This window comes from Bradyrhizobium sp. 164 (assembly GCF_023073715.1).
GTDB lineage: Bacteria > Pseudomonadota > Alphaproteobacteria > Rhizobiales > Xanthobacteraceae > Bradyrhizobium.
The window spans coordinates 185,891-199,674 of the sequence record NZ_JADPKA010000046.1; the positions used below are offsets into that span (position 1 = coordinate 185,891).

14 protein-coding genes are annotated in these 13,784 nt (G+C 65.0%); 9 read left to right on the top strand and 5 right to left on the bottom strand.

What is annotated here, in order from left to right:
- The first annotated feature begins 66 nt into the window (after nucleotides 1–66).
- Nucleotides 67–828 (top strand): class I SAM-dependent methyltransferase, encoded by a 762-nt coding sequence (locus tag IVB01_RS17115; RefSeq protein ID WP_247280054.1) that lies wholly within the window; start codon nucleotides 67–69, stop codon nucleotides 826–828.
- Here the strand turns inward: IVB01_RS17115 and IVB01_RS17120 are convergent.
- A complete protein-coding gene (locus tag IVB01_RS17120; RefSeq protein WP_247494700.1) occupies nucleotides 812–1,291 on the bottom strand; it encodes a GNAT family N-acetyltransferase in 480 nt (159 codons plus the stop codon). The genes IVB01_RS17115 and IVB01_RS17120 overlap by 17 nt on opposite strands.
- Before the next feature lie 182 nt (nucleotides 1,292–1,473).
- Here IVB01_RS17120 and IVB01_RS17125 point away from each other — a divergent pair, with 182 nt between their 5' ends.
- The 4 genes from IVB01_RS17125 (at nucleotide 1,474) to IVB01_RS17140 (ending at nucleotide 5,916) form a co-directional block, all read left to right on the top strand.
- On the top strand, nucleotides 1,474–2,625 hold the full coding sequence (locus IVB01_RS17125) for a zinc-binding dehydrogenase (protein ID WP_247280052.1): 1,152 nt from the start codon (nucleotides 1,474–1,476) through the stop codon (nucleotides 2,623–2,625).
- Between the two features lie 88 nt (nucleotides 2,626–2,713).
- Nucleotides 2,714–3,139 carry a VOC family protein gene (locus IVB01_RS17130; RefSeq protein ID WP_247280051.1) on the top strand — a complete coding sequence of 142 codons (426 nt, stop codon included), beginning with the start codon at nucleotides 2,714–2,716 and terminating at the stop codon, nucleotides 3,137–3,139.
- A gap of 95 nt (nucleotides 3,140–3,234) precedes the next feature.
- Nucleotides 3,235–3,747 (top strand): hypothetical protein, encoded by a 513-nt coding sequence (locus IVB01_RS17135; RefSeq protein WP_247280050.1) that lies wholly within the window; start codon nucleotides 3,235–3,237, stop codon nucleotides 3,745–3,747.
- A 216-nt stretch (nucleotides 3,748–3,963) separates the two neighbouring features.
- A complete protein-coding gene (locus tag IVB01_RS17140) occupies nucleotides 3,964–5,916 on the top strand; it encodes a DEAD/DEAH box helicase (protein ID WP_247494701.1) in 1,953 nt (650 codons plus the stop codon).
- Between the two features lie 94 nt (nucleotides 5,917–6,010).
- On the opposite strand, the gene IVB01_RS17145 is transcribed toward IVB01_RS17140, so the two are convergent.
- The 3 genes from IVB01_RS17145 to IVB01_RS17155 form a co-directional block, all read right to left on the bottom strand.
- On the bottom strand, nucleotides 6,011–6,301 hold the full coding sequence (locus IVB01_RS17145) for a hypothetical protein (protein WP_247280048.1): 291 nt from the start codon (nucleotides 6,299–6,301) through the stop codon (nucleotides 6,011–6,013).
- Nucleotides 6,302–6,452: 151 nt separating this feature from the next.
- A complete protein-coding gene (locus tag IVB01_RS17150) occupies nucleotides 6,453–7,592 on the bottom strand; it encodes a DJ-1/PfpI family protein (protein WP_247280047.1) in 1,140 nt (379 codons plus the stop codon).
- Nucleotides 7,593–7,738: 146 nt separating this feature from the next.
- Complete coding sequence (locus tag IVB01_RS17155) at nucleotides 7,739–8,293, bottom strand: PAS domain-containing protein (protein WP_247280046.1); 555 nt, start codon at nucleotides 8,291–8,293, stop codon at nucleotides 7,739–7,741.
- 454 nt (nucleotides 8,294–8,747) lie between these two features.
- On the opposite strand from IVB01_RS17155, the gene IVB01_RS17160 reads away from it, so the two are divergent.
- Both IVB01_RS17160 and IVB01_RS17165 read left to right on the top strand, forming a co-directional pair.
- Nucleotides 8,748–9,569, top strand: a complete 822-nt coding sequence (locus IVB01_RS17160; protein ID WP_247280045.1) for a rhomboid family intramembrane serine protease — start codon at nucleotides 8,748–8,750, stop codon at nucleotides 9,567–9,569.
- 247 nt (nucleotides 9,570–9,816) lie between these two features.
- The gene (locus IVB01_RS17165) at nucleotides 9,817–10,245 is read left to right on the top strand and encodes a CBS domain-containing protein (protein ID WP_247280044.1); all 429 of its coding nucleotides are present in this window, start codon (nucleotides 9,817–9,819) and stop codon (nucleotides 10,243–10,245) included.
- Nucleotides 10,246–10,251: 6 nt separating this feature from the next.
- On the opposite strand, the gene IVB01_RS17170 is transcribed toward IVB01_RS17165, so the two are convergent.
- Complete coding sequence (locus IVB01_RS17170) at nucleotides 10,252–11,283, bottom strand: patatin-like phospholipase family protein (protein ID WP_247280043.1); 1,032 nt, start codon at nucleotides 11,281–11,283, stop codon at nucleotides 10,252–10,254.
- Nucleotides 11,284–11,518: 235 nt separating this feature from the next.
- On the opposite strand from IVB01_RS17170, the gene IVB01_RS17175 reads away from it, so the two are divergent.
- Nucleotides 11,519–12,607, top strand: coding sequence for a hypothetical protein (locus tag IVB01_RS17175; protein ID WP_247280042.1), 1,089 nt, complete (start codon nucleotides 11,519–11,521; stop codon nucleotides 12,605–12,607).
- 136 nt (nucleotides 12,608–12,743) lie between these two features.
- Nucleotides 12,744–13,178 carry a hypothetical protein gene (locus tag IVB01_RS17180; protein ID WP_247280041.1) on the top strand — a complete coding sequence of 145 codons (435 nt, stop codon included), beginning with the start codon at nucleotides 12,744–12,746 and terminating at the stop codon, nucleotides 13,176–13,178.
- Nucleotides 13,179–13,784: the final 606 nt, after the last annotated feature.

Sequence of the window (13,784 nt, forward strand, 5' to 3'; positions counted from 1 at the left end):
CCAGCGCGCGGTCCGGGGACAAGTCACCTCGTGCCGCTCACGAGATTATCCTGTACAATTGCCTTCATGGAACAGAACAGCCTCTACGACCGCCCTGACCTCTACGATTTGATGGCGCCGCGAGAGCCGATCCTCGAACGCTTTTATGTCGAGATCGCAAGCGAACGCGGCGGCCGCGTGCTCGATCTCGCGTGCGGGAGCGGTCGCCTGACCATTCCGCTGGCGCAAGCCGGGCTTGAGGTGGTCGGAGGCGATTTGTCGCCGGAGATGCTCGATCGCGCGCGGAAGAACGCAAAGGCGCAGGCGGTCGAGCTCGATCTCATCCAGCTGGACATGCGCGATTTCGATCTCGGCGGGCGAACGTTCGACACCATCATCGTTGCCATGAACTCGATCCTCCACCTGCATAGCCTCGACGACTTGAAAGGCTTCTTCGGATCGGTCGGCAGACACCTATCGCCGAAGGGTCGGTTGGTGTTCGACGCCTTCCTGCCCAATATCGCCATACTCAACTCTGATCCCAACAAGCGCGAGTTGATCGGCGCGGTGGTCCACGACGGTCTTGGCGCGATCACTGTCGAGGAGACTGCGAGCTACGACCCGCTCACCCAGATCAGGCACGTTGATTGGTACTGGTCGAGCGAGACGGAGATGGACTTTTGGCAAGCCGCCTTGCCGATGCGCTGCATCTTCCCGCAGGAGATGCCGTTGCTCGTGGCCTCGGGCGGCCTGCGCGTCATCGCGCGCTTCGGTGATTTCGATCGCAGACCGCTGACTGCGGGAAGTATGCGACAGGTTTGCGTGTGCGGCCTTACGCCAGTGCCTTGACGTAGACCGCATAAGGCACGCCAGAGATATCCGGCGCCTCGCGCACTTTCTCGAATCCCATCCGCAGATACATCGGCAGAGCGACCGTCATGATCGGCGTCGTATGCAGTGCGATGATCGGCGACTGGTCGCGCTCGGCGCGGCGAACGCATTCTTCCGTGAGTTGCCGGCCAATGCCCTTGCCGCGCGCGAAGGGGTCGACCACCAGCATGCGGATGATCGGCCAGGCCGGATCGAAGAACGGCGGCTTTGGCTGCCGTGGGCCGATATAGGCCACGGCGCCGACGATCTCACCACCGTCTTCGGCGACGATGATCTCGCCCGTCCTGGAAAGCGCCGTTATCTTCGCGAAATTGGCTGTAAACGTCGGCCAGTCGGAATAGTCCTGCTCGAATTGCGCGAAGGCGGCGAGAGCGACGCGCCTGACCGCTTCCGCATCCGCCGGCTGATAGTCACGCAGCATCGGCATTCTCCTCGATCATAGCCCGGATGGCGTGCAGCGCAATCCGGGGCCGCCGAGCCCGCATTCCGCTCTGCTGCATGCGGGCTACGAGACTCGCGCTTGGCACAACGGTGCATCTCACATACGTTTCGCCTCACGCCCGCACCAATCAATCATAACAGACGGGCAGCGAGGACACAGCCATGGAATCCATCCGCGTCTGCACCCACGCAGGACCGGGCTCGGAGCCTGTCATCCGCACCGTGCCGTGGCCGAAGGTCGGCCGCAAGGCGGCGCTGATCAAGGTCGGCGCCTGCGGGGTCTGCGGCACCGATTTGCATATTCTCAAGGGACATTGGCCGAAACCGCTGCCGTGGCCGTTCACGCTCGGCCACGAGCTCGGCGGTGTCATCGTCGAATGCGGCGACGAGTTCACCGAGGACTTCATGAGCAAGCCGCTGAAGGTCGGCTCGAAGGTGATGATCCCGCCGCTGATGCCCTGCGGCCGCTGCTATTACTGCATCCATTATCCGCAAGTCGCCAACAAGTGCCTGACGCCGGTCTATTACGGCCGCTATCTCGGCTTCGAGAAGGCGCCTCACATGTGGGGCGGCTGGGCCGAATATGTCTATGTCGATCTCGACATGCTGCCGGGCACCAAAATTTACAAGCTGCCCGACGACATGTCGCTGCGGCTGGGCGCGCTGTCCGAGCCGCTGACGTCCTGCATCCGCGCCTTCAATCGCGCGATCCGCGCCGGCGGTTTTTCCTGGGGCGATACCGTGGTGATCCAGGGCTCCGGCCCGATCGGCATTCTGGCGGTCGCAGCCGCGCAGGAGATGGGGGCAGGGCGCGTGATCTGCGTCGGCGCGCCGGAGCAGCCGCGGCTCAAGCTCGCCCGCGAATTCGGCGCGGAGGCGACCGTCAACATCGAGGAACTGAAGTCGCCGCAAGATCGCATCGCACGCGTGCGCGACATCGTCGGCGGCTTCGGCGCTGATCTCGTGATGGATTGCTCGGGACACCCCTCAGCCGGCCCCGAAGGCATCGAGATGCTGCGCGACGGCGGCACCTATGTCGAGATGGGCCAGTTCACCGACGCCGGCTCGATCGAGACCTCCTGGCACCGGATCTGCACCAAGGACCTCAACGTGCTGGGATCCTGGGGCTTCACCGGCAACGATCTGCCGCTCGGCGTCGACATGCTGTACCGGACGCGCGACAAGTATCCCTGGCTGAAGATGCAGACGATTTATCCGTTCACGGAAGCGGGCGTCGCGCAGGCGGTCCAGGACGCGATGGCGATGAAGACGGTGAAGTCGACCATCGTGCCGTGGCCGGAGCTGGTGGAGTAGGTCATGTTCCCCGTCAAGCGGGTGGCGCTTTGCGCCGACCGTTGGCGCCTTGCGGGGCTACGAGTCGGGGTTTGGAATGAATGACGAGATGACCAACGAACCGACCCTCGAACCGAACCAGCCCCGCTCGCCGTTCAGCGCCATCCGCGCGATCGACTACACCGTCATCTTCGTGCGCGACATGGCGGCGATGCGGCGCTTCTACGAAGACGTGCTCGCCTTGTCCCTGCTGCGCGAGCTTTCGCCGAGCTGGATCGAGTACGGCCTCGGCAGCAACACGCTGGCGCTGGCACGGCCGAGCCGGACCGCCGCTGATGCGCCGACGCCGCCGGGCAGCGCTTCGCTGCAACTGGCCTTCAAGGTGTCGGCAACTGAGGTCGATGCGTGCGCCGACGAACTCGTGCGGCGGGGCGTGGCGCTGCTGTCGCCGCCGACCAACCAGTCCTTCGGCCATCGCACGCTGTTCTTCCGCGACCCCGATGGAAATTTGCTTGAGATCTATGCGGAGATCTGAACCGCCCAGAAAGTTCCATCGGGAATTCGCGAACTCTTCATGCTGCGGTGAAACTTAGGCCCAAGTTCCGGCTTTCAGTTCACGGGAGAGGTGCCGTGAAGCGAATTCTGAAACCCGTCACTTACGTCCTGGCCGCCGTCTACTTCCTTGTGGACGCGGTTTTCATGGCCGTGGCGCGGCCAATTTCGCGCTGGGTCGAGCGGCACCTCCAATTCGCGCGATTGCGGGCCTGGATCAGGTCGCTGCCGCCCTATCCTTCGCTCGCCTTGTTTTCCGTACCCGTGATCATTCTGGAGCCGATCAAGCCCCTGGCAGCCTACCTTGCCGCAACTGGCCAGGTCCTGAGCGGCGCAGCGACCTTCATCATCGGCGAGCTGCTCAAGCTCGTTCTGGTCGAGCGCCTGTTCCATCTCACGCGGGACAAGCTGATGCGGATTCCGGCATTCGCCTGGACCTATGGCAAGTTTGCCGACGTGAAGGCGTGGCTGCAGGCAACCGAAGCCTGGCGCGCCGTCCGCGCCTTGACCTTTGCAGCAAGAGACATTGTTGCGCGGGCGAGGGCGAAGCTGGTCGGCAGCTTCAGCAAGCTGGCGACCTCCAGGGATTAGACGCGCGCCAAGCAATTGCCGGCTGGCAAATCCTTGCGACCTTCAGGCGCGGTTCTCTGGCAGGCCATGCATCATAGGCATGGTGATTTCAGCGCACTTGGCGTAAAGAGCGCCCAGATCACATCCGGCGTGCGGCCGGGCCGTTTGCCGCGCACGCGAGCTCAGGTCCGCCGGTTCACCGTTTGCGCGCCTGAATTAACCAAGGTTCTCCATCCCGTGTCTTTTCCGGCCCTGACCCCGCCGCTCGCCCGCGCTTTGGGCGAGCGGAACTATGATTCCCCGACTCCCGTTCAGCTCGCCGTGCTCGCGGACGAGGCCTCTGGCCGCGACCTCCTGGTCTCGGCCCAGACCGGCTCCGGCAAGACCCTGGCTTATGGCCTTGCCATGGCCAGGGACCTGCTCGGTGACGCCGAGCGGTTCGCGCAGGCCGGCGCGCCGCTCGCGCTGATCGTGGCGCCGACCCGCGAACTTGCCTTGCAGGTTCAGCGCGAGCTTGCATGGCTCTACGGGCATACGGGCGGGCGGGTCGTCTCCTGTGTTGGCGGCATGGATCCGCGCCGCGAGCAGCGCGAACTGGCCGCCGGCGCCCATACCGTCGTCGGCACGCCCGGCCGCCTCTGCGATCATTTGCGCCGAAGCCGTCTCGACATCTCGGAATTGAAGGTGGTCGTGCTCGACGAAGCCGACGAGATGCTCAATCTCGGCTTTCGCGAGGACATGGAGTTCATCCTCGAGACCACGCCTGAGGCGCGCCGCACCCTGTTGTTCTCGGCGACGTTTCCGCGCGGCATCGTCGCACTGGCCAGGCAATATCAACGCGACGCGCTCCGGATAGAGGTCGCTGGCGACGAAGGCGGCCACGCCGATATCGAGTACCGCGCGATCCGGATCGCGCCCGCCGACGTCGAGCACGCGGTCGTCAACGTGCTGCGATTCCACGAGGCGCCGAGCGCGCTGGTGTTCTGCAGCACGCGCGATGCCGTGAGGCATTTGCAGGCGGCGCTGCTCGAGCGCGGCTTCTCCGTGGTCGCCCTGTCAGGCGAATTGACCCAGAACGAACGCACCATGGCGCTGCAGTCGCTCCGGGACGGACGCTCCCGCGTCTGCGTCGCGACCGACGTCGCCGCCCGCGGTATCGACCTGCCGAGCCTCGACCTCGTCATCCATGCCGATCTGCCCAATGACGCCGAAGTCATGCAGCACCGCTCGGGCCGAACCGGACGTGCGGGACGAAAGGGCACGAGCGTCCTCCTGGTGCCGCCGGCACGACGCCGGCGTGCGGAATTGCTGCTCAATCTCTCGGGCATCGAGGCCATCTGGGGTACGGCGCCGCAGGCGGAGGAGATCCGCAAGCTCGATCACGCGCGCATGAAGGATGTGTTGTTCACCGAGGAGACGACCGCCGACGATCTGGTGCTGGCGCAGGCGTTGCTGGCCGAGCGTTCGCCCGAGGATATCGCCGCCGCGTTGGCGCGGCTCTATCGGGCACGGCTGCCCTCGCCCGAGGACATCATCGATCCCGGCGAGCGCAGCGGCAAGCCGCGCGAAGATCGCGGTCGTGACAGGTTTGAAGGTGAAGGCGGCGGCGATCGCCCCGGCAAGCCACGAGCAAAATCCGGGAAGTCCTCGTCGAAACATCGCATGGCCGAGGGCAGCGTCTGGTTCCGCGCCGCCATCGGCCGGCGCAAGAACGCGGAGGCGCGCTGGCTGCTGCCGATGATCTGCCGCCGCGGCGGCATCGACAAGGGCGACATCGGCGCCATCAAGATCATGGACACCACCACCGAGTTCGAGATTTCCGAGCGGGTCGCGGACTCCTTCGCTGCCAAGATCAAGCGTCCGGACAAGGAAGACAGCATCCGCATCGAGCCGATGGCGGACGGGCCGCAGCGGCAGGCGGCTTCGCAGGAGCGGTCATATGCGCCTAGGCGCGAGGCCGCTGACGATGATCACCGTGAGCGTCAGAGCGATCGCGCGCGCGAGGCAGGTGCATTCAAGCCGCGCAGCACGTCTCACGGCGAGCGTGGCCCGAAATTCGGCGAGGCTGCTTCTTTCGGGAAGCAAAAGAAGCATAAGAGCAAACAGGGCCACGCGGAGCCTTCGGTCATGCCGTGGCCCGTGAAGGGCGCGCCGGGGAAGAAGAAGGCGAGGAAGAAACGGCGAGGTTGAGCGTCCGCCATTCAGGTCAGGCAGCAATGATGCCGCCGGATTGCACTGGCGACATCATCTACTGGCGACATCATCTGAAGAGAGAGGCGTGAGCTCAGCGGCCACCGCTGCCCCCACCACCACCACCGCCGCCACTGCCACCGGCATCACGCATCGCGGAGCTATAGCGAGGATCGGTCTGCTTCATGTAAGTCGGCGAGGTGTCGCGATGGGTGACGACGCGTCGTCCGCCTTGATTCGGCATCTCGATCAGGCTGCCACAGCCCTCGAACAAGGCGAACTCGCAGCCGTATGTGCGGTACTGCGCGGCGTTGACACTGGTCGCGATGAACGCGGTCGCCGCAACAAAGGCAATCAAAGCAACTTTCGGCAATGTGAGTTTCATGGAAAGTCTCCAGTCTCGGTTCGGCGAGACCAGAACGGCCCGCACGGTTCTTCGACGGAGGCTGGTTGAAACTGGTTCGAGCAGGTGGGTTCACGCCCGCGTGAGTCGTGAGCGGGGAGGGACGTCACGTTGCAGCGAGATCGCGCTGAGATCAATCCAGCTTCAGATATTCCAGCTGCATCGCCACGAAGTCGGCCGTGCGCGATCCGTAGCGCGCATCGATCGCACGTAGCGTTTCATCCAGCGCCTGTGCCGGCGGCGAGGTGCCGGCTCCCGGCAGCGCCTGCTGCGCAGGCCAATCGTCCGCGATCCGGTCCGGCAGGATGCCGAGGCCTCCGCGGCTCGTGCGCGCCTCTGCCGTGGCGGCGAAGGTGAGGGCGCGTGAGCGATAGGTCCGCGACCATGCATCGGCGACCAGCGCGAGCGAGACCTCGTCGACACCTGGCGTCAGCGCTATACCGAGCTGCTCGCGGTTCCAGAAGGCGAGCGTGTTCGCGATCGCCGTCAGCGCGAAGGGGCGCGTGAAGCTGAACGCGTCGCTGCGGTGGCGCGCATCCCACGCCGCAAGGCCGATGTCGCGGGCGACCGCCTCGGCCTTGGCCCGACCGGCAATGGCCTCGATCAAGGTGAGGGCCATCGGCATGGATGCGGTGATGCCGGTGGTCGTTACGACGCCCTGGTCGACGACCAGTCTGCGGTCCGCCGTATAGCGGACCGTCGAATGCTTCTGAAGGTCGCGCACCGAATACCAATGCGTCGTGGCTCTCTTGCCGTCGAGCAGCCCGGTGTTGGCAACGACCGTGGCGCCGACGCAGACGCCGATCACGATCGCGCCCTTGCCGGCCTGGCTCCTGATCCACTGCAGGACGACTGTGTCGTCGTCGCGGCTCATCGCGGGCACGATGACGTAGTCGGCGCCGTCGGGATGCGCGGCGTCGAACTCGGCGATGGTCGCATGGGGCTGCACCCTGAGTGCGGGATAGAGCGTGACCGGTCCCGGCTGCGTCGCCAGGGTGAGGACGTCGGCGACGTCCGCCCGCGCGAGGATGCCGTAGGGCATCAGATAGTCGGTGGTCTCGCTCATGTCGTTGATGCCGACGATGGCGATCAGAGGGCGCTGTCGCTTCGGCGGTTTCAGCGCGGCCAGCGTCGCCTCGGCTTCGTCTTTGGAGATCGCAGGCGCGGTTCCCGATGCCGGCGCGCCTGGCAGCAGGAGCAGCCACGTTCCGCCGATCGCCACCAGCAATGCCACGCTGCCAAGGAGGGTCCATGCCAGAATGCGCCAGCTCATGATGATGTCACCCGCTCGTCATCTCACGCGGCGCGGAAACTATCCGGTTGGGACGACTTCGGGAATGACGCAAATCCGGCAAAAACGGTCATGCCGCGCGCGACGATCCATCGCGCGATCGGCACCTGCGCAGGAGCTTTCGAAGTCTACCGCAGCCCCTCATACACCATCAGCCCGCGTGCGATCTGCAATTTGCGGATCGCGCGCGGCAGCAGTTTCTCCGGCTGATGCAGATAGCGCCAGGAGGTGAGGGTGAAGGCACCGAGCACGCCGCATTCGTCGTCGAACGGTGCGAGCACGCCGGTCACGCTGACAGGCGTATGCGGGCGGGCATTGAAGGGCAGCAGCAGCAGCTCGAGATGCGCCTTGCTGCCGTTTTCGCGTTGAGCCGTGACGCCGGCAATCGCACCCAAGGTCTCGTCGGCGACGATCGTGGTGATCTCCTCGATCTCGCCGCGGCTGGCTTGCGTGAATAGCGCCGCAAAGCTCCGGTCCTTGAGATCGCCCCCGGCGAGCGCACAGACGCGCGTGCCGGCGACGCGGAACGGGAAGCCGAGCTTCTGCTCGCAGGACAGCACGAAGATATCGCCGAGCAGGTCGCGGACGGCGGCCGGATCGATGTCGGCCCGATCGGGCGCCCGCGCTGCGCCGCGCTTGTTGTCCCAATACGCGAAGAACTCGCGGCTCGACGGATGTTTCATGACTGACGCTTATTCGGGGGCGCAACCTCCCGGGACAAACCTGTCCCGCTTCAGTGCACCCGCGATCCCTTTCGTTGTTGTGCAGGAGGGGATCTGCAGCGTCCATGCCGCTGGGGTGTTTTCAGCTCCTCGGCGGCTGTCTTTGCGTTGTTAACGTTAAATTAACTATGCGCTTTGCACCGCCAGCCTGCCTGCTAAGGTGATCGCGGTCGCAAGCTTCGCCGCTTTCTCCAGGTTCTCGGCGAGGCCTGTACACAGGGCGTCAAACAGTTTGGTCGCGGGCCGCGGGAGGGGTGGGGATACACCTTATTCCCGGGAAGGTACGGAAGGCCGACAACACGGACAGGGAGGGCTTTTCCCAGGGCCCTCCCATTTCCTTTTGTGCACTTGCGCAAGGCCGGCAAAGGCGACTATCTCCAAGCACCGCTCCGATCGCGCTGAAAGCGAAGCTGCCTTGGATTCCCCGCAAGACTTTCCGCCGCAAGGTTTTCAAACGGACGTGCCGGCCGTCGTTGAGGAGGCTTCGCGCGAGCCGATCCTGACGTTGCCCGCGGCGCTGACCGGCTATATCGCCCTGCTGGCGCTGATCCATCTGCGGGTGCTGCTGCCGCCGGAGATCGAAAACTGGACCATCGACGTCTTCGGCTTCATCCCGAAGCGCTACGATTCCTCGCTGCTCAATCTGCAGATTCCGGGCGGGGCGGGTGCGAAGGTCTGGACCTTCGTCACCTATTCGCTGCTGCACGCCAATTTGACCCATCTCGGCTTTAACGTGCTGTGGCTGCTGCCGTTCGGCAGCGCGCTGGCGCGGCGCTTTGGCGCCATCAGGTTCTTCGTGTTCATGGCGGTGACGGCGGCGGCCGGCGCGCTCGCCCATCTCGTCACCCATGAGCATGCGGTGGCGCCGATGATCGGCGCGTCGGCCTCGGTGTCGGGAGCGATGGCGGCGGCGATCCGCTTCGCGTTCGCCCGCGGCAGCTTCCTATCGTTCAGCCGTTCGGACGCCGATACCGCCGCAAAGGTTCCAGCGCTGCCGCTGTCGCGCGCGTTGCGCGACGGACGGGTGGTCGGCTTCCTCAGCGTTTGGTTCGGCGTCAACATCATCTTCGGCGTTGGCGCAATTGGCATCGATGCTGAGACCACGAGCGTGGCCTGGCAGGCCCATATCGGCGGTTTCTTCGCGGGGCTGCTGCTGTTTGCGCTGTTCGATCCGGTGCCGCGCATGCGAAGCGATGCTGCGGATGCGTCATCACGGGACGTCTCAGACCGTATTTGAAGCGGCGCTTGCGGCGCGGCCCGAATTCATCCATCATTCCCGAGAAGAATGTTCCGAAGCTGCAAGCTGATCGAGCATGATCCGGAAAAGCGTAGCGGTTTTCCGGCGAGATCATGCTCAGACGGTAACAAGGCAATGCTTCGCAAGGCGCCCGAGCGTGAAACCGGCGCTGAAACTGTTAGTTGAAGACTCGCGAACAAGTTCCGGATCGCCAAAGGGCGGACGGCTCCGATTCAGGGAGGCGACAATGACGGTACGTTCCATTCTCAACACCAAGGGCCACCAGATCGTGAGCGTCGAGCCCGACGCCAAGCTGTCGGCCGCGATCAAGCTGCTCGGTGAGAAGAAGATCGGCGCGGTGCTGGTGATGAACCAGAGCCGGCTCGAAGGCATCCTGTCCGAGCGCGACATCGTGCGCGTGCTCGGCGAACGCGGCGCCGGCGTGCTGGAGGAGCCGGTCACTCAGGTCATGACCCGCAAGGTGGTCACCTGCAAGGAGACCGACACAGTCGCCGAACTCATGGAGATAATGACCACAGGCAAGTTCCGCCATCTGCCCGTGATCGACAATGGCAAGGTGGTGGGCCTGATCTCGATCGGCGACATCGTCAAGCGCCGCGTCCAGGAATACGAGGCCGAGCAAGAAGCCCTGCGCGACTACATCAAGACGGCTTGAGCGGCTTTACTCGCTGATCTTGGGCGCCGCGCCTTCGGGCGGCGGCGCCAGCACGTGGATCGCTTCCTGAATGGAGTCCAACGCACGCTCGGCGGCGCGGGTGCCCAAGGCGATGAGGTCATCGGCACGGTGGAAGTCGAACCAGCCGAAATGGCCGACCCGCGGCGTGATCAGCATATCAGGTGGATCGCCGGCGAGGCGGGCGCGGGTGATGCGGTCCTGCATGATGTTGAAGGCGTCGACCATCACCGACGAAAGGCCGGGGCGGCTGCTGCTTGCGCCGAAAAACTCGCGCTTCACCGTTTTCTCAGGCGAGAAGAATCGCGGGAAGCGCCGTTTTGACGTTGTCTCCTCAGGCACGGGCACGACCGGTTCGGGCATCGCGCCGTGGGAATAGACCGTCGTCGAATAGGTGAAGATATCGCTGGAAAGATTTGCCGCGATAACGATTTCGGCGCCGAGCGCCCGTGCCGCCGAGACCGGTACCGGATTCACCAGCGCGCCGTCGACCAGCCAGCGGTCGCCGATCAGGACGGGAGAGAAGATGCCGGGCAGCGCATAGGAGGCGCGCATCGCGTCGACCACGCGCCCGCGCGTCAGCCAGATCTCGTGGCCGGTGCGGACCTCGGTGGCGACCGCCGCGAACTTGATCGGGAGATCCTCGATCAGGGTTCGGCCGCACGCTTCCTCGAGCCGGGTCGCCAGCTTCTCGCCGCCGATCAGGCCTGAGCCGTTGAGGCGGATGTCGAGATAGCCGAGGATGTTGCGCATGCCTTGCAGGCTGCGGCCCCATTCTTCCAGCGTATCGAGCTGGCCGGCCGCATAGAGGCCGCCGACCACCGCGCCGATCGAGGTGCCGACCACGACGTCGGGCGCGATGCCGTTGGCGAGCAGAGTCCGGATGATGCCGATATGGGCGAAGCCGCGCGCCGCACCGCCGCCGAGGGCAAGGCCGATGACCGGCCGGCGGATGCTGCCCAAGCCGACTTTCTCGCTATTCGAGCCGTTCGCGCCCCGACCCTTCAAGATGTCCAGCACTGAAAAACTCCCCTGGGCCAGGCCCGTATCACTAGACTAAGCACCGCACTGGCACTCCGCCAGAACCGGGGCAGAGCATGGTTTATGCCGCTTTGGGAAGGGCACAGGGCAGGAGTATGGCGATGGACGGTTGCTGCGAGACTAATCACGCAGGCGTCAACCGGGTTCCAAATGACCGTATTCCAGCGGGTTCCTGAGGCTTGAATTTGCCGCGTTTTCAGTGAAAAGCAGGGACATGACACGCGGGGGTGACGGCATCATCAGATGGCGGCGCAGCGATCGGCTGCTGCCGGCGCTGACCCTTGCGGCGTGCCTTGCGTCCTTCGGCCCGGTCTCCCTTGGCCAAAACGCGGCGCAAGCGCAGCTTTTCTCCGATCGTCCGCCGCCGGTGCCCCCTGCGTCGGTGCCGGATCCCGGCGGCGCCATCAATCTGGCACCGCCCTCGGGGGCAGGCGCCGGGCCGCTGAGCCTGCCGCCGACCCTGATGCAGCCGACTTCGCCCACCATGCCGCCGCCCGCGGTCACGACCGTGCCGCCGGCCGCGCCGCTGAATGCGGCCGTGCCCGGCCAGGGCGTGCTGTCGCTGACCGCGAAATACGGCAAGGATGCTCCGCCGATCACCAGCGGCCTGGTCTGGCGCGTATTTGCCGACCGTCCCGACGAGAACGGCACCTTCAAGCTGATCCGCGAGGACCGCAACGCCACGCCCAACATCGTGCTGCCGCCGGGCAATTACGTCGTGCACGTCGCCTTCGGCCTCGTCAGTGCGGTGCGCACCGTCAGCCTGAAAGCGGAGACCGACCGTGAATCCTTCGTGCTGCCGGCCGGGGGCTTGCGCATCGAGGGCCGCGTCGGCACCAGCCGCATTCCGCAGAACCAGATCTCGTTCGCGATCTACAAGGGCAGCCAGTTCGAATCCGGCGAGCGGGCTTCCCTGGTGCCGAACGTCGCCGCCGGCGACGTCGTGCTGATACCGGAGGGCACCTACTACATCGTCTCCAACTATGGCGATGCCAACTCTGTGGTGCGCTCCGACATCCGCGTCCAGGCCGGCAAGCTCACCGACGTCACCATCACCCACCGCGCTGCCGTGATCACGCTCAAGCTCGTCAGCGACAGGGGCGGGGAAGCGCTGGCCAACACCGCCTGGTCGGTGCTGACCCCGGGCGGCGACGTCATCAAGGAATCGATCGGCGCCTTCCCGCGCGTCGTGCTCTCCGAAGGCGAATACCGCGCCATCGCCAAGAACGAGGGCAAGGTCTACGAGCGCGGCTTCAACGTCGTGAACGGCGTCGACGGCGAAGTCGAGGTCGTCGCGCGGTGATGCTGGCGGCGATGCCCGCCGGTGGTGGTCTGGTCCGGATGCTGGGCTTCGCGCCTCGAAGATCCTCCGCTTCTCACATGGCGCACAAGCGCACCATCTTCCGTTACCTCTGCGATAGGTGAGCAGACGCTCACTGTTGCCGCTCCTGTGTTTTGAATCCATAGGCCTGCGCGGCCAAGCAGCGTCTCGAGGCGCGAAGCAACACCGCCATCAGCGCCTTATTCCCGAAGCGCGAGTTCACCGCACCGGTGGACGCTCAATTCCGATCATCAATTTTTATTCTCTTTCCATCCTGCTGGGTTATATGTCGCAGTCGGATGCGCAGATCATCGACGCCTGCGCCATCGGTAATGAGCAGGGGGCCCGGCCCGTCGGCATGTTCGAAGTGGTCCTAACAAGGCGCAAGCGGTTTGGCTGGCGATGGCAAGTGTGCGACCAGTCCGGCAAGATATTTGCGGACGGGTTCGAGCGCACGCGCCCGTCCGCCAAATATCAAGGCGAACGCGCGCTGTTCTTCCTGCTGTCGCAGGCCCATTTGAACGACCGCTCCGCCGCCTCGAGCGAGGACTAGCGGCACACCTGCGCTTTGCACTGAATTCGTAACCGGGTGAGCGGCTTGTCTGCACTAGCTCGGCGAGCGAAGTCGGAAGCGACACTCGGGATGCACGGCAAGATTCCCGGATCTCGCTTCGCTCATTCGGATTACGAGACCTTGCGTTGCCCGCCGGGCGAAACACCAAGCCGTGGGTCAACGTGCGCCATCCAAAATATTCCGCTTTACCGAAATTCGGAAATCGCGTATGTGTCGCCCAAGCAAGAGGGGCGTATCGCGATCGTCACGACACGCGGGCCGGGCGGCGGTGGACGCAGGTCACATCGGCGCGAAGGGCTTCGCAGGGCGGAGAGCCGTGAGCGAGGACCTCGCGCACTCGACCGGTGTGATCGGCGTACGGCGAAATCGTGTGGTCCTGGCGCCCGGGGTCTGTGCGCCAAGTCTTGCGGTGATGTGAGCGGCCCAACCGGACCGCGGCATCAGCCATCGGCAAGGCGACGGGGGCAATAGTGCATCGCTCCCCGGGGAGCAACTGTGTTGAAGTAGACCGGTGATCGAGCGGGCTCAAGGCTGGCGCTGCGCGCCCCCGCCTCCGGCGGCTGACGGCCTTGACCCCGCCCGCTC